Genomic DNA, 20,576 nt, shown 5'->3' with positions numbered 1-20,576 from the left:
TCGAGGACATCATGAGCACCTATAAAGATATCGGCGTCGAAAAAGTTGGTCACGTCGGCACCATCGAGATCCGCCGCCCGCCGCTCAACTTCTTCGACATTTCGCTGATCAACCAGATCGCGGACGCACTCGACGAGTTCGATCGCGACATCGAGATTCGCGCCTCGGTGCTATCGGCCCAGGGCAAGGCGTTTTGCGCCGGCGCCAATTTCCAGGACCCGGCACGACAGGCGCAAGAGGCGCGCGAAGCCGATAAGACGGCCAAGGGCGATCCGGCCGATAGCCTCGGGGCGATCAATCATCTCTACATCCAGGCCGTGCGCATCTTCCGCGCCAAGAAGCCGATCGTCGCGGCCGTGCAGGGCGCCGCCATCGGCGGCGGACTGGGCCTCGCGGTCTCGGCGGACTTCCGGGTCACCTGCCCCGAAGCGCGCTTCTCCGCGAACTTTACAAAGCTCGGCTTTCATCCCGGCTTCGGCCTGACTGTGACGCTGCCCGAGCTGATCGGAAAGAACAACGCCGAGCTGATGTTCTACACCAGCCGCCGCGTCACCGGTGAGGAGGCCTTCAAATGGGGCCTCGCCAACGAGCTGGTGCCGCAGGACCAGGTCAAGGCGGCCGCACTGAAGCTCGCCGGTGAAATCGCCGAATGCTCCCCGCTCGGCCTCGTCTCCACCCGCGCCACGATGCGCGCTGGCCTCGCCGATCGCGTGATGGCCGCGACCAATCACGAGCTCGAGGAGCAGACCCGACTGCGCGCCACGGAAGACTTCAAGGAAGGCGTGAAGGCCACGGAAGAGCGGCGGGTCGCGAATTTCAGGGGGCGGTAGGTCCTTTCTTCCTTCTCCCCTTATGGGAGAAGGTGGCGCGAAGCGCCGGATGAGGGGTTGTCTCCGCAAGCCATTCTCTTGCGCTTGTGGAGAGAGACCCCTCACCCGTCTCGCCGCTTCGCGGCGAGCCACCCTCTCCCACAAGGGGAGAGGGATGATCTCCGCCCCACCACCAGCGCGTCCACGATCGTCACGCCCTGCCCTTCCGCGTGCACCAGCACCGGGTTGAGCTCGATCTCCGCGATCTCCTCTGCATGTTGCGCGGCAAGCACGGAAATGTCCGCGATCAACTGCGACACCGCCGCAACATCCGCCATCGCCGCCCCGCGAAATCCCGTCAGCAGCGGCGCGGCTTTCAAGCGCGCCAGCATCGTGCCGGCTTCTTCTGCGCTGACCGGCGCCGGGCGGTAGACGACGTCGCGGAACAATTCGGTCGTGATGCCGCCAAGGCCCACCATCACCATCGGCCCGAACGTCGCGTCTGTCATGGTGCCGACGATGATCTCGACACCCTGCTTCGCCATCGGGCAGACCAGCACGCCCTGAATGGCCGCCTCAGGCCTGTGCTGGCGCACATTGTTGAGCAGCGCCTCGAACGCCAGAAACGCTTCGCCCTTTGTGGTGATATTGACGCGCACGCCGCCGACCTCGCTCTTGTGCGCGATGTCCGGCGACTGGATCTTCAGCACCACCGGAAAGCCGACGCGGGCGACGGCATCATCGAGCTCGCCCTTGTCCTTCACCAGCACTTCATCCGGCAGCGCGATGCCGGCGGCGCGGAGCAATGTCTTGCTGTCGGCTTCCGAGAGCGCAGGCGATTTCAGCTGTGCTGAGATGTCCCGCGCGGGGACTTGCGCCCCGTCCGCGGGCCTCTGCAGCTCGAAGGTGGCATAATCGACGAGCTGCCGCATCGCGACGCCGACATAAGTGAGGCCGGAGAGCACCACGACGCCGGATTTGGCAAGCTCGCGCCGCGCGAAATCGGACGGTACCGTGTAGGAATAGAACACCACCGGCTTGTGCTGCGCGGCCAGCACCGGCGTCAGCTCGGCTTCCTTGAAGGGCTTCCGGACGTCGCTCGACAGCGACAGCACGATCAGGATTGCGTCGATCTCGTCCGACGCGGTGAGCACATCGACGCTCTTTTGCAAGCCGCCCGAGGTCACGCCCTGCGCCGTGACGTCGATCGGGTTGCGCGCGGTGCCGTAGGACGGCATCAGCGCGCTGATCTCCGCCTGGACTTTTTCGGAGAGCTCCGGCACCTGCAAGCCTTGCAGCGCCACGGCATCGGCGCCCCAGATGCCGGCGCCGCCGGAGACGGTGACCACGGCGACGCGATCGCCTTTCGGCAACGGATTGCTCGCAAGCACAGCTGCGATCGTCAGCGCCTCGTCGAGATCGTTGGAGACGATGAAGCCATATTTGGCGAACACCGCGTCGTAGGCCGCCGACCATCCGGCCATGCTCGCGGTGTGCGAGGCGGCCGCGCGCATCCCGGCGCCGGAGCGGCCGACCTTCGTGACGATGACAGGCTTTTTCAGTTCGGCGGCGCGCCGCGCTGCCGCGAGAAACTTGTCGACGTCGCGAATGCCTTCGATGAACAGCAGGATCACGTCCGTTGAAGCGTCCTGCACCATGTAATCCAGAAACTCGCCGGCCCCGAGATCGGATTCGTTGCCGGCACTGACGACATAGCTCACGGCAATGCCGAGCGCACTGGCGCGGTGATAATACGCAAAGCCGATGCCGCCGCTCTGCGCCACGATGCCGATCCGCTTCGTCGTGGCGACCAGCGGCACCACGCTCGGCTTGACGTCCACGGCGGGACTGAACGTCGCCGCCACGCGCTGCTTCTGGCTGAAAAAGCCTTCGGCATTCGGACCGGAAATCCGCATGCCGGTGCGCCTCGCCAGCCCCGCGATCGCGTCCTGCATCGCCGCGCTCTCCCCGCCCTCCTCGGCGAAGCCGGAGGAGATGATAACAGCGTTCTTCACGCCGGCGGCGGCGCATTGTTCGAGCGCGGCGAGCACCGCGCGGGCGGGGATGAGGATGATTGCGAGATCGACCGGCGCGCCGATGTCGGTGATCGATTTGTAGCAAATGAGGCCGTCGATCTCGGCGTAGTTCGGGTTCACCGGATAGATTTTTCCGGGATACTCGTTCTTGCGCAACATCGACAGCAGGCGCCCCGGAATCTTCTCGTGATCGCGCGAAGCACCGATCAGCGCGATGCTGGCGGGTGCAAAGAAGCTGTCGAGCGGATGCGGCATGTGCAGATTCCAATTGTCGGTCTGGCGCTACCCCCGTCATGGCCGGGCCTGTCTCGCCTGCGCGGCCGAAGCCGCTTCGGCCGCGCAGGCGGGACAGGCCTGGCCATGACGACACAACGAGAACTAGCGCAAGTGGTCAAGCAGCGAGCCGAAATGTCACGCCGCTCAGCAGAAACTCATTGCCCGCCACCGCGAGCCCCTTGGCCTTGGCGGCATGCAGCACCTGGGCCACATCTGTCACCTGAAACTCCAGCGCGCTCATGATTTCGCTGGCGCCCTTCACGAACCGGAAGGTCGCGTTGGTCAGCTTCAGTTCGACATCGCCACTCGGCGCCACGCCGATGAGCTTGCCCCAATGCTCGGCCAGCCCTTGCGGGTCCGGGCTCTGTATTTCCACGCTCGTCAACGCCTGCGTCACGTCCTTGCGGATGAATTTATGCCAGTCTGGCCCCGCTGGCGGATAAGGCCCCAAAATGTCGTCGCTGCCTTCGGTGTGGTTGAACTCGATGAAGGCGGCGCGGCAGTCGCGGGGATGCAGCTGCACGCCATGATAGGGCGCGTGGTCGATGACGTTGGCGGTGCGCACGCCCAGCGCGTTGGCGTTACGACCGCGCTCGTCGGGATCGTTGCAGCAGAAGATCGCCATGTAGCCGCCGCGCCCGCCGCTCTTCTCGATGAAGCGGCCGGCGGTGGTGCCGTCCTTGAACGGCGCGACCACCTCCAGCAGGATCGTGTCGACCGGCAGCAGCGCATTCTCCAGGCCGTATTTCGCGACGTTGCCGTCGCGATAGCAGACAGCGAGGCCCATGATATCAGCGATGTCAGAGATCACGGGCGCGAGCTGCGGCGCAACCAGGCAGATCTGCCGCAACCGCATATAGGGCGCCATCGTCATGCGCCCTTGAAGGTCGGCTTGCGCTTCTCGACAAACGCCTTTGCGGCCTCCTTGTGATCCTCGGTATCGCTGCAGCGGGTGTGGTGGATCGCCTCACCGTCGAAGCAATCTTCCAGCGCGAGATGCTCGGCATTGTTGATGTTGCGCTTGATGAAGCCGAGCGCGATCGACGGCCCCTGCGCCAGCGACAGCGCGAGCTCGTGCGCGGCCGCGTCGATCTCGGCGTCAGGCACGACCTTGGTCACCATGCCGATCGCATGAGCCTCCTTCGCGGTCAGCACCGGCGAGGTCAGATAGAGCTCGCGCGCCCGCGCGCTGCCGAGCAGCTGGGTGAGGAAATAGGTGCCGCCGTAATCGCCGGAGAAGCCGACTTTTGCGAAGGCGGTGGTGATCTTGCAGGATTCGGAGGCGACGCGGAGGTCGCACGACAGCGCCATCGACAGACCCGCGCCGGCCGCCGCGCCATCGAGCTGCGCCACCACGGGTTTTGGCATCTGGTGCAGGATGCGCGACACCTCCATGCCGCGGCGCAGGTTCGCCATCTTTACTTCAAACGGGAGCGGCGCGCGGCCCTCCGCCATCGACTTGACGTCGCCGCCGACGCAGAAGGAGCCGCCCGCGCCCTTGAACAAGACCGCGCGCACCTCCGGATCATCCGCCGCGCGCCGTGCCGCCACGACCAGCCCGGCGACCATGTCCGGGTTGAGCGCGTTCTTCCGCTCGGGCCGGTTCATGGTGATGGTGAGCAGCCCGCCTTCGAGCTTCTGCAGGACCATGTCGTTGCTCATGGGACGTCTCCCTTGTTGTTGTTTGCTTCGGTCTATCGACGCTCGTCATTGCGAGCGAAGCGAAGCAATCCAGAGATGTTTCCGCGGAGACAGTCTGGATTGCTTCGTCGCTTCGTTCCTCGCAATGACGGTGTTTATTTCTTCACCAACGGGCAGCGCGACTGCTCCAGCGACTGGAACGCCTCGCTGCCGGGCACGGTGGCGAGCAGCTTGTAGTCGTCCCAGCGGCCCTTGGATTCCGACGGCTTCTTGACCTCGAACAGGTACATGTCGTGCAGCATGCGGCCGTCCTCGCGGATCTTGCCGTTCTTGGCGAAGAAGTCGTTGATCGGCGTCTCCTTCATCACTTTCATCACCGTCGCAGCGTCGGTCGTGCCGGCTGCCTTCACCGCTTTCAGATAGTGAGTCACGGACGAATAGACACCAGCTTGCGCCGAGGTCGGCGGCTTCATACGCTCCTGGAAGCGCTTCGAGAACGCGCGGGTGTCATCGTTGAGATCCCAGTAGAAGGCTTCCGCCAGCAACAGGCCCTGCGCGGTCTCGAGTCCGATGGAGTCGATATCGGTCACGAAGGCGAGCAGCGGCGAGACCTTCTGGCCGCCCTTGGTGATGCCGAACTCGGCCGCCTGCTTGATGGCGTTGACGGTGTCGCCGCCGGCGTTCGCAAGCCCGATCACCTTGGCTTTCGAGGCCTGGGCCTGCAGCAGGAACGACGAGAAATCCGACGTGTTGAGGGGATGGCGCACGCTGCCGAGCACCTTGCCTCCGGTTTTGGTCACGACGGCGCTGGTGTCCTTTTCCAGATCCTGGCCGAAGGCGTAGTCGGCGGTGAGGAAGTACCAAGTGTCGAGGCCCGACTTCACGGCCGCAAGGCCGGTCACATTGGCCTGACCGTAGGTGTCGAACACGTAGTGAATGGTATAGGGACCGCAGGCCTCGTTGGTGAGGCGGATCGAGCCCGGGCCGTTGAACATGATGATCTTGTTGCGCGCTTTCGCGATCTCGCCGGCGGCGAGCGCGGTCGCGGAGGCCGCGACGTCATAGATCATTTCGACGCCCTGATTGTCGAGCATGTCGCGGGCGATATTGGCGGAGAGATCGGCCTTGTTCTGATGGTCGGCAGCCAGCACCTGGATCTTGCGGCCGAGCACCTCACCGCCAAAGTCCTCCACGGCCATCTTGGCCGCGGTCTCGCTGCCGGGGCCGGTGATGTCGGCATACAGGCTCGACATGTCGAGGATGCCGCCGATCTTCAGTGGCGGCTTGTCCTGGGCCTGCACGGCGCTCGCGCTCAGCGCCAACGCAGCGGCAAAAATGCCCGACAAAACATGCTTCATCGAAAAGACCTCCCTTATCGCGCCGTACTCTGATGGCGGCTTGGTTATTGCTGTTACCGCAATCATGCCGCATGCGCGACAGCGCAGCAAGCGCACGGGACGATGCAGATGAACGATCAACACGCGCTTTCCGCAAAGCGGAATGACGAGATGCGGAAGAGTGCCTCCGCCGTCATTGCGAGCGCAGCGAAGCAATCCAGGATCTTTCCTCGGAGGGACTCTGGATTGCTTCCCTGCGCTCGCAATGACGGAGTATGAACAAACAGTCTTCGCGCCCCACCGCGCTTGAGTTATGGTTGGAGCGCAACGCAACCTTTCCGGGCAACGTGACGCGACTGCTTCATCTCATCGTCGCATGTCTTCTGGTCGCGGCTCGCGGTGCGTCCGCCACGCCGTGCCAGTTCGAGTCCCAGGGCGAAGGCCGCGTCACCGCGATCGATGCGCGCAGTCTGCGTCTCGATGACGGCCGGGAAATCCGCTTGACCGGCATCGAGCCGACCGCGACCACGAAGCAGGCGCTGACGACGCTGCTCGTCGGTCGCGACGTTATTTTGCGCAGCGCCGACGACACGCCCGACCGCTATGGCCGCCAGGGCGCGCTGGTCTTTGTCGGCGAGAGCGGCATCTCCGTGCAGGCGACGCTCCTCGCCCAGGGCGACGCCATCGTCTCCGCCGAGATCGCCGATAAGGACTGCGCGGCCGCCCTGATGGCGGCGGAGGCCGAGGCGAGGCGCCAAAAAAAGGGCAGCTGGGCTGACCTCTCGGCCATAAAAAACGCGGAAAGTCCGGACGATATTTTGGCGGGGATCGGGCGTTTTGTGGTGGTCGAGGGCAAAGTCCTGTCGGTCCGGCAAGCTGGGGCAATGACCTACCTCAACTTCGGACGAAACTGGACACGCGGCTTCGCCGTGACTATTTCAAAGCGCATGATACCCGCGTTCGAAAGCGCCGGGATCGCCCTTAAGTCTCTGGAAAATAAGCGTATTCGTGTCCGGGGCTGGGCTGAGGGGAATACGGGGCCGCGTATCGATGTACGCCTCGTGGGACAAATCGAGTTGCTGGGCGCAAACGAGCCGACAGGGGTAAGGCCCTAAAAAGGGCCAGGCACGGGTTAAGCGACGTGAATGGGGTGCTAGGACGGCACGGACGAGGTGAACGCCGCCGCCTGCGGGCAGCGCCGGCTGCGCTATGCCTCGTGCTGGGTTCAGCCCTCGCCGGTTGCGGCGATATGGGCCGGTTCCAGACCACGGCGGCGCCCCCGACCGTCGCAATGCCCAAGCCGAAGCCGGCCGTCGCGCAGACCCCCGCCACCGAAAAGGAGCACGAGCGCATCCTGGCGAGCTACGGCGGCACATATGACGACCCCAGGCTCGAATCGCTCGTCACCAAGACCGTCGACCGCCTGGTCGCAGCGTCCGACCGCCCCGATCAGGGTTACAGGGTCACGATCCTCAATTCCGGCGCGGTGAACGCCTTCGCGCTGCCGAACGGCCAGCTCTATGTCACGCGCGGTCTTCTTGCGCTGGCGAGCGATACGTCGGAATTGTCCTCCGTGCTCAGCCACGAGATGGCGCATGTGCTGTCCAAGCACGCCGCGATGCGCGAGGACCAGGCCCGCCAGGCCGCGATCGTCACCCGCGTCGTCACCGACATGAGCAACGATCCCGATCTCACCGCGCTGGCGCTCGCCAAGACCAAGCTGACCATGGCGAGCTTTTCGCGCAATCAGGAGTTCGAGGCCGACGGCGTCGGCGTCGGCATCTCCGCCAAGGCCCATTTCGATCCTTATGGTGCTGCACGCTTTCTCTCGGCGATGGAGCGCAATGCCGAGCTGAAGGTCGGCAAGACCTCACTCGATCCGCGCGCGCAGGATTTCACCTCGTCGCATCCGGCAACGCCCGAGCGCGTGCAGAACGCGCAGACCATCGCGCGGCAATACGCAGCGCCAGAGGGCGGCGAGCGCGACCGCGAGACGTATCTCGCCGCGATCGACAATCTCGTCTACGGCGAAGACCCAAGCGAAGGTTTTGTCCGCGGCCGGCGCTTCCTGCATCCGAAGCTCGGTTTCACCTTCCAGGCGCCGGACAATTTTACGCTCGACAATACCGCGCAGGCCGTGATCGGCGTGCGCGACGGCGGCTCGCAGGCGATGCGTTTCGATGTCGTGCGGGTGCCGGCCGAACAGTCGCTGGGCGATTACCTGAATTCCGGCTGGATGGAGGGCGTCGAGAAAGCCTCCACCGAGGACATCACCATCAACGGTTTCCCGGCTGCGTCCGCCACCGCCAAGGGCGACCAGTGGCAGTTCAAGGTCTATGCGCTGCGCTTCGGCAGCGACGTCTACCGCTTCATCTTCGCGGCACGGCAGAAGTCGACCGAGAGCGAGCGCAATGCGCGCGAGACCGTCGGTTCATTCCGCCGCCTGACGCTCGAAGAGATCCAGGCCGCGCGCCCGCTGCGCATCAAGGTCATCACCGTGCAGCCCGGCGACACCGTGGAATCGCTCTCCCACCGCATGGCCGGCGTCGATCATCCGGCCGAGCGTTTTCGCGTGCTCAACGGGCTCGATCGCAACGCGCAGGTGAAGGTGCGCGATCGTGTGAAGGTCGTGGCGGATTGACGTACTGCAAACTGCCCTAGGGTGGGCAAAGCGAAGCGTGCCCACCATACCCGATAAGGATCGTTGAAAGATGGTGGGCACGGCGCTTACGCGCCTTTGCCCACCCTACGAGCTCCGCCCGATCAGCGGCCCGCGTCCATATCGCCGGCCTCGCGCTGGCCGCTGAGCCAGAGCGCGAGCAAGGTCCAGAACGCGCCTGACAGCAGGTACGCACCCGAGGCGATGACGCCGAGATTGGTCGCAAGCAACAGAGCGACCAGCGGTGCAAAGCCGGCGCCGAACAGCCAGGCCATGTCGGAGGTCAGTGCCGAGGCCGTGTAGCGATACGCCTGCTTGAAGTTCGAGGCGATCGCACCCGAGGACTGGCCGAACGACAGGCCGAGCAGGATGAAGCCGATCACCATGTAGATGGTCTCGCCGAACGCGCCGGCATCGAGCAGCTGCGGGGCAAAGCCGCTGTAGATCGCGATCGCGATCGCCGATCCCATCAGCAGCGACTTGCGGCCGACGCGATCGGCGATGACGCCGGAGAGCACGATCGCGCCGACGCCGAACACGGCGGCGACGATCTCGATGATCAGGAAGCGCACCGGGCTTTCGCGGGTGAACAGGAACACCCAGGACAGCGGAAACACCGTGACCATGTGGAACAGCGCGAAGCTCGCCAGCGGCGCAAACGCACCGAGCATGATGTTCTGGCCTTCGCGCGCCACAGTCTCGGAGATGCGCGAGGGTTGCAATTCGCGGGTCTCGAACAGCGAGGCATATTCTTCCGTCGTCACCATGCGCAGGCGCGCGAACAGCGCCACGACGTTGATGGCGAAGGCGACGAAGAACGGATAGCGCCAGCCCCAATCGAAGAAATCGTCGGCCGACAGATTCCCGGCGAAATAGGCGAACAGCCCGCTCGCCACGATCAGACCAAGCGGCGCACCAAGCTGCGGCACCATCGCGTACCAGCCGCGCTTTGAAGGCGGCGCGTTCAGCGCCAGCAGCGAGGCCATGCCGTCCCAGGCGCCGCCCCAGGCCAGACCCTGTGCGATGCGCGCCAGCGCCAGCAGCCAGATCGCGGCAGCGCCGATCTCGTGATAGCCGGGCAGGAACGCGATCGCGACGGTGGCGGTGCCGAGCAGGAACAGCGCCGAGATCAGCTTGGCCGTCTTGCCGTACTCGCGGTCGACCGTCATGAAAATGACGGTGCCGATCGGCCGCGCCATGAAGGCCAGCGCGAAGATCATGAAGGAATAGAGGGTGCCGGTCAGTTCGCTCGTGAACGGGAAGACCAGGCGCGGGAACACGATCACCGAGGCGATCGCGAAAACGAAGAAGTCGAAGAATTCCGAGGTGCGGCCGATGATGACGCCGATGGCGATCTCGCCGGGACTGGCCTGATCATGGCCGTGCTCGCCCGAGTGGTCTGCCATTGCGGGGGTCTGTGCCATCGCCATTCGCGCGCCCTTAACGTCCTGAAAACCAAAGCCGACCGCCCGGCGAGGTGCCAGGCAATCTAGCCCTGTCTGGCGCAACATCCCGCACTGCAACATTGGACAAATTGTCCAATGTCCGGATTGCTGCGCCGCAGCTACCCCTTGGTCCGCAAAAGAAACTCATTCTCATAAGGCTCGGCCCGTGTCCCGTTTCAAGATCCTGGCGCTGCTACCCCTGGCGGTTGCGCTCAGCGGCTGCAACTACGTCGTGCTGGCGCCGGCCGGCGATATCGCAGCGCAACAGCGCGACCTCGTCATCATCTCCACCGTCCTAATGCTCCTGATTGTCGTGCCCGTGATGGCGCTGACGGTGCTGTTCGCCTGGCGCTACCGCCAGTCCAACACCGACGCCCGTTACGAGCCGGAATGGGACCACTCGACCAGCCTCGAGCTGGTGATCTGGTCGGCGCCGCTTCTGATCATTGTTTGCCTTGGCGCGCTGACCTGGATGGGCACGCACCTGCTCGACCCCTATCGCACGCTCGGCCGCATCCATGCCGACCGCGCAGTCGACCAGTCCAAGGCCCCGCTCGAGGTCGACGTCGTCGCGCTCGACTGGAAGTGGCTCTTTATCTATCCGGATTACGGCATCGCCACCGTCAACGATCTGGCAGCTCCGGTCGATCGTCCGATCAACTTCCGCATCACCGCGTCCTCGGTGATGAACTCGTTCTACATCCCCGCGCTGGCCGGCCAGATCTACGCAATGCCGGGCATGGAGACCAAGCTCCACGCCGTCGTGAACCACGCCGGCACCTACCGGGGCTTTTCGGCGAACTACAGCGGGGCCGGCTTCTCCGGCATGCACTTCAACTTCCAGGGTCTCGACGACAAGGGCTTTGACGCCTGGATCGCCAGCGCCAAGTCCGGCGGCGGCTCGCTCGGCCGCGCCGAATATCTCCAGCTCGAAAAGCCCAGCCAGAACGAGCCGGTGCGGCGCTACGGTACCGTGGATTCCGATCTCTACCGCCTGATCCTCAACATGTGCGTCGAAACCGGCAAGATGTGCCAGAGCGAGATGATGGCGATCGACGCCAAGGGGGGCCTCGGCCATGAGGGTCTGAACAACACCCTGCCGCTGGCCTACGACAAGTACGCCCGCCGCGGCACCGCGCTTGGGCCGGAGCCGACTTTCGTCGCCGGCACCTGCACGCCCGATGCGCCGCAGGGCAGGACCACCGCTTCCATCACGGCACCTGTCGACACCGCGCCGCTGCTCGGCGCCGGCCTGAAGCGGCCGAGTTTCACGCCGCTGAAGTCCTCGTCCTTCTTCCTCGGACAACGTCCGAAGTCAGATTCGTAAAGAGATCCCGCATGTCTCCTGATCTTCTCAAGCTCATCTTCGGCCGGCTCACCTTCGAATCGCTGCCGCTGCACGAGCCGATCGTCGTCGGCACGTTTGCCGTGGTGGCGACCGGCGGCCTCATCATGCTCGCCGGCCTGACCTATTTCCGCGTCTGGGGTTATCTCTGGAGCGAGTGGTTCACCAGCGTCGACCACAAGCGCATCGGCATCATGTACATGATCCTCGGCATCGTGATGCTGCTGCGCGGCTTCGCCGACGCGCTGATGATGCGGTTGCAGCAGGCGCTCGCCTTCGGCGGCTCGGAGGGCTATCTCAACGCCCATCACTACGACCAGGTCTTCACCGCCCACGGCGTGATCATGATCTTCTTCGTGGCGATGCCGCTGGTCACCGGCCTGATGAACTTCGTCGTGCCGCTCCAGATCGGCGCGCGCGACGTGTCGTTCCCGTTCCTGAACAATTTCAGCTTCTGGATGACGGTCGGCGGCGCGGTGCTGGTGATGGCCTCGCTGTTCATCGGCGAATTCGCCCGCACCGGCTGGCTCGCTTATCCGCCGCTGTCGAACATCGGCTACAGTCCGGATGTCGGCGTCGACTATTACATATGGGGGCTACAGGTCGCGGGCGTCGGAACGACACTGTCCGGCATCAACCTGATCTGCACCATCGTCAAGCTGCGGTGCCCCGGCATGACCATGATGCGGATGCCGGTGTTCACCTGGACCGCGCTCTGCACCAACGTGCTGATCGTCGCTTCCTTCCCGGTTCTGACCGTCGTGCTCGCGCTGCTCTCGCTCGATCGCTACGTCGGCACCAACTTCTTCACGAACGATTTCGGCGGCAGCCCGATGATGTACGTGAACCTGATCTGGATCTGGGGTCATCCCGAGGTCTACATCCTGGTTCTCCCCGCCTTCGGCATCTTCTCGGAAGTGACCTCGACCTTCTCGGGCAAGCGGCTGTTCGGCTACACCTCGATGGTCTACGCCACGGTGGTCATCACCATCCTGTCGTACCTAGTCTGGCTGCACCACTTCTTCACGATGGGGTCGGGCGCCAGCGTCAACTCCTTCTTCGGCATCACCACGATGATCATCTCGATCCCGACGGGCGCGAAGATGTTCAACTGGCTATTCACGATGTATCGCGGCCGCATCCGCTTCGAGCTGCCGATGATGTGGACGATCGCGTTCATGCTGACCTTCGTGCTCGGCGGCATGACCGGCGTGCTGCTCGCGGTGCCGCCGGCCGACTTCGTCCTGCACAACAGCCTGTTCCTGATCGCGCACTTCCACAACGTAATCATCGGCGGCGTCGTGTTCGGCGCGTTCGCCGGTATCGGCTACTGGTTCCCGAAGGCGTTCGGCTTCAAGCTCGACCCGTTCTGGGGCAAGCTGTCGTTCTGGTTCTGGGTCACGGGCTTCTACCTCGCTTTCATGCCGCTCTATGTGCTCGGACTGATGGGCGTGACCCGCCGGCTCCGTGTGTTCGACGACCCGAGCCTGCAGATCTGGTTCATCGTCGCCGGCATTGGCGCCTTCCTGGTCTTCCTTGGCATCCTCTCGATGCTGATGCAGTTCGCCGTCAGCTTCCTCAGGCGCGAGCAGCTCAAGGACGTCACCGGCGATCCCTGGGACGCGCGCACGCTGGAATGGGCGACCTCCTCGCCGCCGCCGGCCTACAACTTCGCCTTCACCCCCGTCGCTCACGACAACGACGCGTGGTGGGACATGAAGAAGCGCGGTTATCAGCGCCCGCTCACCGGGTTCAAGCCGATCCACATGCCGAGCAGCACCGGCACCGGCATCATCCTCGCCGGCTTCGCCACCGCGATGGGATTCGGCCTGATCTGGTACATCTGGTGGCTGGCGGCCGCGAGCTTCATCGCGATGCTCGCCGTCGGCATCGGTCACACCTTCAACTATCACCGCGATTTCGATATTCCGGCCGAGGACGTCATCCGGGCCGAAGACGCGCGCACCAAGCTGCTCGCCGGAGCCAAGTAAATGACTGTCGCTGTCAATCCCACGCAAACCGGCGAGCCGGTCTTCTACCTCGCCGACGAACACCCGCATCCGGAAGGCTACAGCACCTCGCTCGGCTTCTGGATCTATCTGATGAGCGACTGTCTCATCTTCGCGATCCTGTTCGCCACTTTCGGCGTGCTCGGCAGCAATTACGCCGCCGGCCCGGCGCCGAAGGATCTGTTCGAGCTGCCGCTGGTCGCGGTCAACACCTCGATGCTACTGCTGTCGTCGATCACGTATGGTTTTGCCATGCTGACGATGCAGCAGAACAAGATCGCGCAGACCCAGATCTGGCTGGCGATCACCGGCCTGTTCGGAGCCGCATTCATCGGCATCGAGCTGTCCGAGTTCGCCCACATGATCCATGAGGGCGCGACGCCGCAGCGTAGTGCTTTCCTGTCCGCCTTCTTCACCCTGGTCGGCACCCATGGCCTGCACGTCAGCTGTGGCCTGATCTGGCTGGTGACCCTGATGGTGCAGGTCTGGAAGTTCGGCCTGATCGAGGCCAATCGCCGCCGCCTGATGTGCCTGTCGATGTTCTGGCACTTCCTGGACGTGGTCTGGATCGGCGTCTTCACCTTCGTCTATCTCCTGGGAGTTCTGCGATGAACACCGATACTCACGCCGCCCACGCGGACGATCATCATCACGGCGACAGCCACGCCAATGCCCACGGCTCGTTCTCGACCTATATGCTCGGCTTCGTGCTCTCGGTCGTGCTCACCGCGATCCCGTTCTGGCTGGTGATGAGCGGCGCGCTTCCGAGCAAGCAGATCACCGCGCTGGTGATCATGGCCTTCGCGGTCGTGCAGATCATCGTGCACATGATCTACTTCCTGCACATGAACACGACGTCAGAGAACGGCTGGAGCATGATGGCGCTGATCTTCACCATCGTCATGGTGGTGATCGCCCTGTCGGGTTCGCTGTGGGTGATGAACCACCTCAACAGCAACATGATGCCGATCCACCAGATGACCGGGATGAAATGAACGAGACCCGGACCGTGACGAGCGAGGCAAACGGGACGCGCAGCAACGCAGCGCGCCCGCCCTTGTGGCTCACGATCCTCTCGCTCACGGCCTTTGCGCTTCTGATCGCGCTCGGCGTCTGGCAGATCGAGCGCCGCGCCTGGAAGCTGGCGCTGATCGATCGCGTCGAGCAGCGCGTTCATGCCCCGGCCCAGCCGATCCCCTCGCCGGCGGCATGGCCGACCGTCTCCGCCGCGAACGACGAATACAGGCACGTCAGCGTCTCCGGCCATTTCCTGCATGACCGCGAGACGCTGGTTCAGGCCGTCACCGAAGAAGGCCCGGGCTATTGGGTGCTGACGCCGCTCAGGCGCGACGACGGCACGCTGGTCCTGGTCAACCGCGGCTTGGTGCCGCCCGAGCGGCGCGACGCCTCGACGCGCCGGGACGGCAATCCGCAAGGCCAGGTCGAGATCACCGGCCTGTTGCGCGTGACGGAGCCAAAAGGCGGATTCCTCAGGACCAACGTGCCTGAGCACAATCGCTGGTACTCGCGGGATGTCACCGCGATTGCGGCGGCACGCGGCCTCGACCACGTCGCGCCCTTCTTCGTCGATGCCGACGCTCGATCACAATCCGGCAACGGCCCAATCGGCGGATTGACCGTGATCAGCTTTCCCAATAACCACCTGATCTACGCGCTGACGTGGTTTGCCCTGGCGTTCATGCTGGCCGGCAGACTTTTCGTCACATTCGGCGGCGGGCTGTTCCGCCGCAAGGAGCCCTGGAGCGGCTTCGTCCACGAAGCGGCCGGCGGCCCCGATGCTGTCGCCCGCAGGACGGGATCAGATGCTGGAACGATCGGCGAGCCCACCTGACGACGGACGAACGCATGGCGCCGTCACGCTGCAATCGCAGGCGGACGCGCGCAGCGAGCTGATCGGCACAGCGCCAACCGACGACGAGACCAACCGCAAGAACATGGCGCTGCTGATCCAGCTGCGCTGGACCGCAGTGGTCGGCCAGATCGTGACCATCGGCGGCGTGCATGTGTGGCTCGGCATTCCCCTGCCCCTCACCCGCATGGGGGCGGTAATCGGCGCCCTGATATTTCTCAACATCTCCAGCCTGGTTTGGGTGCGCCATCGCGCCGCGATCACCAACAATGAGTTGCTGGTCGCCCTGATGCTGGACGTCGCCGCGCTGACCGCGCAGCTTTACCTCAGCGGCGGCGCCACCAATCCCTTCACCTCGCTGTTCCTGCTCCAGGTGACGCTGGGCGCGGTGCTGCTCGATGGCCGCTCGACCTGGTCGCTGGTCGCCTTGACCTGCGCGAGCTTCGTCTGGCTGACCGTCGCCTACCGACCGCTCGATCTGCCGCCGAACCCGCTGAGCGAGACCTACACCCTCACGGTTACCGGCATGCTGCTGGGCTTCGTGCTCAACGCCGTGCTGCTGGTGGTGTTCGTCACCCGCATCAACAGGAATTTGCGCGAGCGCGACGCGCATCTGGCGGCGCTGCGCCAGCATGCCGCCGAGCAGGATCATATCGTGCGCATGGGCCTGCTCGCCTCCGGCGCGGCTCACGAGCTCGGCACGCCGCTCGCCTCGCTCTCGGTCATCCTCGGCGACTGGCGCCGCATGCCCGACCTCGCCGCCGATCAGGAGCTGGCCGAGGACCTCGAGGAGATGGAGACCTCGCTGCAACGCTGCAAGTCGATCGTGACAGGCATTCTGGTGTCGGCGGGCGAAGCCCGCGGCGAGGGATCGTCGCCGACGACGGTGGCGGCTTTCGTCACCGCGCTCGTGGAAGAGTGGCGCGACGCGCGCTCGGCGCGCACGTTGTATTTCGTCAACACTTTCGGCGAAGACGTCGCAATCGTCTCGGACGTCGCGCTGAAGCAGGTGATCTTCAACGTGCTCGACAACGCCTACGAGGTCTCGCGCGACTGGGTCGAGCTCGTTGCCGGGCGCGAGGGCGATCATCTCGTGCTGTCGATCAGCGATCGCGGCCCCGGCTTTGCGCCGGAGATGCTGGCACAGCTCGGAAAGCCCTATCAATCGAGCAAGGGCCGCGCCGGCGGCGGGCTCGGCCTGTTCCTGGTGGTGAACGTGGTGCGCAAGTTAGGGGGCAGCGTGACCGCCGAGAACCACAGGAAGCGCGGCGCTACGGTCCGCCTCACGCTGCCGCTCGCAACGCTCGCGATCGGAGGCAGCTTTGACGCCTGATCGTTCGCTCGTCGTCGTCGAGGACGATGCCGGCTTCGCCCGCACCCTGAAGCGTTCGTTCGAGCGCCGCGACTACGAGGTCGTGCTCGCCGCCTCGATCGAGGACGTGCGGAAAGTCCTGGAGGAGCGATCGTTCGGCTATGCCGTCGTCGACCTCAAGCTCGGCGGCGCCTCGGGACTGGCCTGCGTGGAGCTCTTGCACACGCACGATCCGGAGATGCTGATCGTGGTGCTGACGGGCTTTGCCAGCATCTCCACCGCCGTCGAGGCCATCAAGCTCGGCGCATGCCACTATCTGGCAAAGCCGTCGAACACCGACGACATCGAGGCCGCCTTCAACAAGGCCGCAGGCAATGCCGAGGTCGCGCTCGACGCCCGGCCGACATCGATTAAGACGCTGGAGTGGGAACGCATCCACCAGACCCTGATCGAAACCGATTTCAACATCTCGGAAGCCGCAAGGCGGCTCGGGATGCATCGGCGGACGCTGGCGCGGAAGCTCGAGAAGCGGCCGGTGAAGTGAGGAGGAGCGGATCGAAGCCGCTCCTCCTCTCCACTGGTTAGGCTTGCTTGCCATATCGCGCGATGACGTCGGCCAGGGCGGTATGGCCTGCGCAGGATCCTGTTCCCGGATCATTGCTGCCGCTCTCCACGGCGGTGGCGTAGATGACCCCGGGATCGGCCTCGAGTTGTTGGCGCAGCGCGGCCAGCTTTGGCCAGCGGCTCCTGTCCGCGACAGCGTGGAAGTCGAGCCAGCGCGCCACACCTGCCAGCAAGGCGTCCGCGACGGTCGGCCGGTCGGCGAGCAGGAACCTTGCCGGCTCGATCATGCCTTCGAGCTTGTCGTGGCGTTCGATCACCTTTCTCCTTCCGAACTCCCGCAAGGCCGAACGCATGGCGTCGTCCATCGCCACGCCTTCCATTGCGACCCAAAGCGGCGCGAAGGCGCCGGTAAAGCCGGTATTCACGAACGCCATCAGCTGGTGCATGCGATCGGCTTGCGGCGACAACGGATCAAAGCTGATGCGCCGTTCGGTATCCCTGGCTTCGAGCCAAGCCGCGATCGCCATGGTTTCCGTCAGCACATCGCCCCGGTCCGTGATGAGTGCAGGTGTCTCGTGTCGCGGATTGATCCCGGCGTATGACGGGCTCAGCATCTCGCCCAGCATGTCGACGCGACACAGGCGATATGGCCTGCCAAGCCATTCAAGAGCTGCAACGAGCCCCATGGAGCTTCCCATCGGGAAGCCGTAGAGTAGGATTGGATCCATCGATCTATTCTCCGTGATTTCTGATGATCACGCTGCGCAGCGGTCCCGAACCCTAGTCGCTCGCTCCATCAAGTAAATTGCGAACATTTTTGTAACCTGGAGTCCGCCGATGAAAGACCTCGTTTCGAGATGTCCCATCGAGGAAGTGATGCAGATCCTGAGCGGCCGGTGGCCTACGCTTCTGATCTACTATTTGAAACAGGGCACCAAACGGTTCAGCGACTTGCGTCGGGACAATCCGACCATCTCGCACAGGATGCTCGCCCTCGAGCTTCGCAAGCTGGAGGACGCCGGTATCGTGACCCGCACGGAATTCGACGGATACCCGTTGAGGGTCGAGTACGATCTGACCGCCGCCGGCCACACCTTGGTGCCGTTGATCGATGCGTTGGGCGCCTGGTGGTCGACGGTTGCGACTGACGCGCGCGGAGACGACCGCGAGACCGGGCGCGGCGCTTCGGGAAGCGCATCGCGGGTTTGATCCTGCTCAGGACCGCATAGGCTCAAAGCAATTCCGCCCGCTGACGTCCCCGAACCGGGGCGGTCAGCGTCTCCAAAACAAAAAGCCCGGCCGTAAGGCCGGGCTTTGATCTGTTGCGTTCGACGCGCGAGACGTTTACGCGGCCTCGTCGGCGACCGTGGCGCCGCCCTCGGTCTCGTCGCTATCGCCCTCGGCGTCCGCATCGGCCTCGCCTTCGGCGGCTTCGGACTTGGCGCCAGTGCGGCGCGGGCTCTTGGCGAGCTGGGCCTCGATCTCCTTGACCGCTTCGGTCTCGGTCGAGTGCTGCACCACCGCGATCTCGCGGGAGAGACGGTCGAGCGCTGCTTCATAGAGCTGGCGTTCGCTGTAGGACTGCTCGGGCTGCGACTCGGAGCGATAGAGGTCGCGCACGACTTCCGCGATAGCGACGATGTCGCCCGAATTGATCTTCGCTTCGTATTCCTGGGCGCGGCGCGACCACATGGTGCGCTTGACGCGGGCACGGCCCTTGAGGGTCTCGAGCGCACGCTTCACCAGCGCGGGGTCGGAGAGCTTGCGCATGCCGACATTGGCGACCTTGGCGGTCGGCACGCGCAGCGTCATCTTGTCCTTGATGAAGTTGATGACGAACAGCTCGAGCTTCGCGCCGGCGATCTCCTGCTCCTCGATGGCCAGAATCTGGCCGACGCCGTGAGCGGGATAGACGACGAATTCGTTGGCCTTGAAGCCCTGACGCTGGGTCACAACCTTCTTTTCCTCGACCTTCGGCGCAACAGCCGCGGGCTTCACGGCCGGCTTGGCGGCAGCAACAGGGGCCTTGGCAGGAGCAGCAGCAACAGGAGCCTTTGCGGCGGGCTTGGCAGCGGGAGCCTTGGCAGCGGGAGCCTTGGCAACAGCGGGCTTGGCGGCAGGCTTGGCGGCAACAGGCTTGGCAACGGTCGCTTTCGCGGCCGGCTTGGCAGTCTTGTTAGGCATTGCGCTTCTTTTGTTCTTCGAGGACTTTGCAGCCGGCGCCTTCGTCGCGGTCCGACCCTTGGATGCGCTACGGCTGGCCGCGGCGACTTTCTTGGCGTCCTTATGGGAAGCCTTCGCTGAAGTACTCTTTTTACGCGTTTTCTGTGACACAGCCTGCGCGCGGAAACTGCCACGCCCCTGTTCGACATTTGGTTTCACGGGAACCCAAGGGGCCGACGGGGCTAACCAGGGTTCGGCTCAATGTGCCCAATATAGCACATTTCCCGCAAAAATCAATGATTTAGGGGTGTTAAGGGCTGGTTTTCGGCGGTAAGGCCGCTAATAGGGTTAAGTTTGGCCCGAATTAGTCGCCGGAGCCGGGGTTCGGCGAGAAATACTTGTCGAACTTGCCCTCCATGCCGTCGAAATCCTTGGCGTCGTCGGGTGATTCTTTCTTCTGGGTGATGTTCGGCCAGCTCTTGGCGTAGTCGGCGTTGACCGTGAGCCACTTTTCCAGGCCCGGTTCCGTGTCCGGCTTGATGGCATCGGCGGGGCATTCCGGCTCGCACACGCCGCAGTCGATGCACTCGTCAGGATGGATGACGAGCATGTTCTCGCCCTCATAGAAACAGTCGACCGGGCAGACCTCGACGCAGTCGGTGTACTTGCACTTGATGCACGCTTCAGTGACGACGTAAGTCATCCAACGCTCCGAAAAGCTCTTTTAAAAGTCGCGGCTTGCGTAGCGCGGATGGCCCGGCGCCGCAAGCTCAGGAACGGCCGATCATGACGGCTTTATGCGCTTGATCGACCAAGAAATGAATTCAAAGCGCAATTAATTGCGCTGAGAACTTGGCGGGCCTTCACCGAGCTCTTCGTAGAGCACACGGGCCGAGGCGGCGTCGCCGCGGCGCTCGTTGAAGGCGATGACTTTCAAGACGCGCACGGTGCGATCGAGCGCGATGGTGAGCACGTCGCCGATCTTGATCGCATGCCCCGGCGATTTCTCGCGTGCACCGTTGACGCGAACATGGCCGGACTCGACAAGCGCGGCCGCGGAGGTGCGCGCCTTCACCACCCGCGCGTGCCACAGCCATTTGTCGATGCGCT

The 20,576-nt window shown here is 64.2% G+C and carries 20 protein-coding genes; 11 read left to right on the top strand and 9 right to left on the bottom strand.

Annotated features, from left to right (window positions below; translation table 11 throughout):
• Positions 1-11 precede the first annotated feature (11 nt).
• Positions 12-830 (top strand): enoyl-CoA hydratase/isomerase family protein, encoded by an 819-nt coding sequence (locus IVB54_RS02475; RefSeq protein WP_018452966.1) that lies wholly within the window; start codon positions 12-14, stop codon positions 828-830.
• 101 nt (positions 831-931) lie between these two features.
• On the opposite strand, the gene IVB54_RS02470 is transcribed toward IVB54_RS02475, so the two are convergent.
• The 4 genes from IVB54_RS02470 to IVB54_RS02455 form a co-directional block, all read right to left on the bottom strand.
• Positions 932-3,100 (bottom strand): acetate--CoA ligase family protein, encoded by a 2,169-nt coding sequence (locus IVB54_RS02470; RefSeq protein WP_204512778.1) that lies wholly within the window; start codon positions 3,098-3,100, stop codon positions 932-934.
• A gap of 136 nt (positions 3,101-3,236) precedes the next feature.
• Complete coding sequence (locus IVB54_RS02465; protein WP_247364519.1) at positions 3,237-3,989, bottom strand: hypothetical protein; 753 nt, start codon at positions 3,987-3,989, stop codon at positions 3,237-3,239.
• A gap of 2 nt (positions 3,990-3,991) precedes the next feature.
• Positions 3,992-4,783 (bottom strand): enoyl-CoA hydratase, encoded by a 792-nt coding sequence (locus IVB54_RS02460; protein WP_247360837.1) that lies wholly within the window; start codon positions 4,781-4,783, stop codon positions 3,992-3,994.
• Positions 4,784-4,917: 134 nt separating this feature from the next.
• Positions 4,918-6,120: an ABC transporter substrate-binding protein gene (locus IVB54_RS02455; protein ID WP_247777059.1), complete on the bottom strand. Its 1,203-nt coding sequence runs from the start codon at positions 6,118-6,120 to the stop codon at positions 4,918-4,920.
• A 254-nt stretch (positions 6,121-6,374) separates the two neighbouring features.
• Between IVB54_RS02455 and IVB54_RS02450 the strand changes: the two genes are divergently transcribed.
• Positions 6,375-7,214, top strand: a complete 840-nt coding sequence (locus IVB54_RS02450; protein ID WP_085351626.1) for a thermonuclease family protein — start codon at positions 6,375-6,377, stop codon at positions 7,212-7,214.
• 134 nt (positions 7,215-7,348) lie between these two features.
• A complete protein-coding gene (locus IVB54_RS02445; RefSeq protein ID WP_240544076.1) occupies positions 7,349-8,740 on the top strand; it encodes a M48 family metalloprotease in 1,392 nt (463 codons plus the stop codon).
• 122 nt (positions 8,741-8,862) lie between these two features.
• Here IVB54_RS02445 and IVB54_RS02440 read toward each other — a convergent pair whose 3' ends face one another.
• On the bottom strand, positions 8,863-10,188 hold the full coding sequence (locus IVB54_RS02440; RefSeq protein WP_085351627.1) for an MFS transporter: 1,326 nt from the start codon (positions 10,186-10,188) through the stop codon (positions 8,863-8,865).
• A 181-nt stretch (positions 10,189-10,369) separates the two neighbouring features.
• Between IVB54_RS02440 and cyoA the strand changes: the two genes are divergently transcribed.
• Genes cyoA through IVB54_RS02405 form a run of 7 tightly spaced genes read left to right on the top strand, consistent with a single transcriptional unit; the run spans position 10,370 to position 17,283 of the window.
• Entirely contained in the window at positions 10,370-11,530 is a 1,161-nt protein-coding gene (gene cyoA, locus IVB54_RS02435; protein WP_027567955.1) for a ubiquinol oxidase subunit II, read from the top strand.
• An 11-nt stretch (positions 11,531-11,541) separates the two neighbouring features.
• Positions 11,542-13,539 carry a cytochrome o ubiquinol oxidase subunit I gene (gene cyoB, locus IVB54_RS02430; RefSeq protein WP_018452957.1) on the top strand — a complete coding sequence of 666 codons (1,998 nt, stop codon included), beginning with the start codon at positions 11,542-11,544 and terminating at the stop codon, positions 13,537-13,539.
• Positions 13,540-14,169, top strand: a complete 630-nt coding sequence (gene cyoC / locus IVB54_RS02425; RefSeq protein ID WP_085351629.1) for a cytochrome o ubiquinol oxidase subunit III — start codon at positions 13,540-13,542, stop codon at positions 14,167-14,169.
• Positions 14,166-14,552 (top strand): cytochrome o ubiquinol oxidase subunit IV, encoded by a 387-nt coding sequence (gene cyoD / locus IVB54_RS02420; protein WP_085351630.1) that lies wholly within the window; start codon positions 14,166-14,168, stop codon positions 14,550-14,552. The genes cyoC and cyoD overlap by 4 nt, the downstream gene beginning before the upstream one ends.
• A complete protein-coding gene (locus IVB54_RS02415; RefSeq protein ID WP_247360833.1) occupies positions 14,549-15,409 on the top strand; it encodes an SURF1 family protein in 861 nt (286 codons plus the stop codon). Before cyoD ends, IVB54_RS02415 begins: the two co-directional genes overlap by 4 nt.
• On the top strand, positions 15,381-16,760 hold the full coding sequence (locus IVB54_RS02410) for an ATP-binding protein (protein WP_247360832.1): 1,380 nt from the start codon (positions 15,381-15,383) through the stop codon (positions 16,758-16,760). The genes IVB54_RS02415 and IVB54_RS02410 overlap by 29 nt, the downstream gene beginning before the upstream one ends.
• On the top strand, positions 16,750-17,283 hold the full coding sequence (locus tag IVB54_RS02405) for a response regulator transcription factor (protein WP_018452952.1): 534 nt from the start codon (positions 16,750-16,752) through the stop codon (positions 17,281-17,283). The genes IVB54_RS02410 and IVB54_RS02405 overlap by 11 nt, the downstream gene beginning before the upstream one ends.
• A gap of 37 nt (positions 17,284-17,320) precedes the next feature.
• On the opposite strand, the gene IVB54_RS02400 is transcribed toward IVB54_RS02405, so the two are convergent.
• Positions 17,321-18,031, bottom strand: coding sequence for a glutathione S-transferase family protein (locus IVB54_RS02400; protein WP_247777058.1), 711 nt, complete (start codon positions 18,029-18,031; stop codon positions 17,321-17,323).
• Between the two features lie 109 nt (positions 18,032-18,140).
• Here IVB54_RS02400 and IVB54_RS02395 point away from each other — a divergent pair, with 109 nt between their 5' ends.
• Complete coding sequence (locus tag IVB54_RS02395) at positions 18,141-18,512, top strand: helix-turn-helix domain-containing protein (RefSeq protein WP_018452950.1); 372 nt, start codon at positions 18,141-18,143, stop codon at positions 18,510-18,512.
• Between the two features lie 135 nt (positions 18,513-18,647).
• Here the strand turns inward: IVB54_RS02395 and IVB54_RS02390 are convergent, their stop codons facing one another.
• The 3 genes from IVB54_RS02390 to IVB54_RS02380 all read right to left on the bottom strand — a co-directional run bounded on the left by IVB54_RS02390 (position 18,648) and on the right by IVB54_RS02380 (position 20,571).
• Positions 18,648-19,487 carry a CarD family transcriptional regulator gene (locus IVB54_RS02390; protein WP_247360829.1) on the bottom strand — a complete coding sequence of 280 codons (840 nt, stop codon included), beginning with the start codon at positions 19,485-19,487 and terminating at the stop codon, positions 18,648-18,650.
• Positions 19,488-19,830: 343 nt separating this feature from the next.
• Positions 19,831-20,169 carry a ferredoxin FdxA gene (gene fdxA, locus IVB54_RS02385; RefSeq protein WP_018452948.1) on the bottom strand — a complete coding sequence of 113 codons (339 nt, stop codon included), beginning with the start codon at positions 20,167-20,169 and terminating at the stop codon, positions 19,831-19,833.
• Positions 20,170-20,301: 132 nt separating this feature from the next.
• Positions 20,302-20,571 carry an RNA-binding S4 domain-containing protein gene (locus IVB54_RS02380; protein WP_083926310.1) on the bottom strand — a complete coding sequence of 90 codons (270 nt, stop codon included), beginning with the start codon at positions 20,569-20,571 and terminating at the stop codon, positions 20,302-20,304.
• Positions 20,572-20,576: the final 5 nt, after the last annotated feature.

This window comes from Bradyrhizobium sp. CW1, from assembly GCF_023100665.1.
GTDB lineage: Bacteria > Pseudomonadota > Alphaproteobacteria > Rhizobiales > Xanthobacteraceae > Bradyrhizobium > Bradyrhizobium canariense_D.
The sequence above is the reverse complement of the archived record's forward strand: the minus strand, read 5'-3'. Positions and strand labels throughout refer to the sequence as shown.

Excerpts from the sequence above, each read along its gene's own strand:
- IVB54_RS02475 (WP_018452966.1), top strand. The coding sequence starts at position 12 with ATGAGCACCTATAAAGATATCGGCGTCGAAAAAGTTGGTCACGTCGGC.
- IVB54_RS02390 (WP_247360829.1), bottom strand. The coding sequence starts at position 19,487 with ATGCCTAACAAGACTGCCAAGCCGGCCGCGAAAGCGACCGTTGCCAAG.
- IVB54_RS02440 (WP_085351627.1), bottom strand. The coding sequence starts at position 10,188 with ATGGCGATGGCACAGACCCCCGCAATGGCAGACCACTCGGGCGAGCAC.
- cyoB (WP_018452957.1), top strand. The coding sequence starts at position 11,542 with ATGTCTCCTGATCTTCTCAAGCTCATCTTCGGCCGGCTCACCTTCGAA.
- IVB54_RS02415 (WP_247360833.1), top strand. The coding sequence starts at position 14,549 with ATGAACGAGACCCGGACCGTGACGAGCGAGGCAAACGGGACGCGCAGC.
- IVB54_RS02465 (WP_247364519.1), bottom strand. The coding sequence starts at position 3,989 with ATGGCGCCCTATATGCGGTTGCGGCAGATCTGCCTGGTTGCGCCGCAG.
- cyoC (WP_085351629.1), top strand. The coding sequence starts at position 13,540 with ATGACTGTCGCTGTCAATCCCACGCAAACCGGCGAGCCGGTCTTCTAC.
- IVB54_RS02450 (WP_085351626.1), top strand. The coding sequence starts at position 6,375 with ATGAACAAACAGTCTTCGCGCCCCACCGCGCTTGAGTTATGGTTGGAG.
- IVB54_RS02410 (WP_247360832.1), top strand. The coding sequence starts at position 15,381 with ATGCTGGAACGATCGGCGAGCCCACCTGACGACGGACGAACGCATGGC.
- IVB54_RS02455 (WP_247777059.1), bottom strand. The coding sequence starts at position 6,120 with ATGAAGCATGTTTTGTCGGGCATTTTTGCCGCTGCGTTGGCGCTGAGC.
- IVB54_RS02400 (WP_247777058.1), bottom strand. The coding sequence starts at position 18,031 with ATGGATCCAATCCTACTCTACGGCTTCCCGATGGGAAGCTCCATGGGG.
- IVB54_RS02470 (WP_204512778.1), bottom strand. The coding sequence starts at position 3,100 with ATGCCGCATCCGCTCGACAGCTTCTTTGCACCCGCCAGCATCGCGCTG.
- fdxA (WP_018452948.1), bottom strand. The coding sequence starts at position 20,169 with ATGACTTACGTCGTCACTGAAGCGTGCATCAAGTGCAAGTACACCGAC.
- IVB54_RS02445 (WP_240544076.1), top strand. The coding sequence starts at position 7,349 with ATGGGCCGGTTCCAGACCACGGCGGCGCCCCCGACCGTCGCAATGCCC.
- IVB54_RS02395 (WP_018452950.1), top strand. The coding sequence starts at position 18,141 with ATGAAAGACCTCGTTTCGAGATGTCCCATCGAGGAAGTGATGCAGATC.
- IVB54_RS02460 (WP_247360837.1), bottom strand. The coding sequence starts at position 4,783 with ATGAGCAACGACATGGTCCTGCAGAAGCTCGAAGGCGGGCTGCTCACC.
- cyoD (WP_085351630.1), top strand. The coding sequence starts at position 14,166 with ATGAACACCGATACTCACGCCGCCCACGCGGACGATCATCATCACGGC.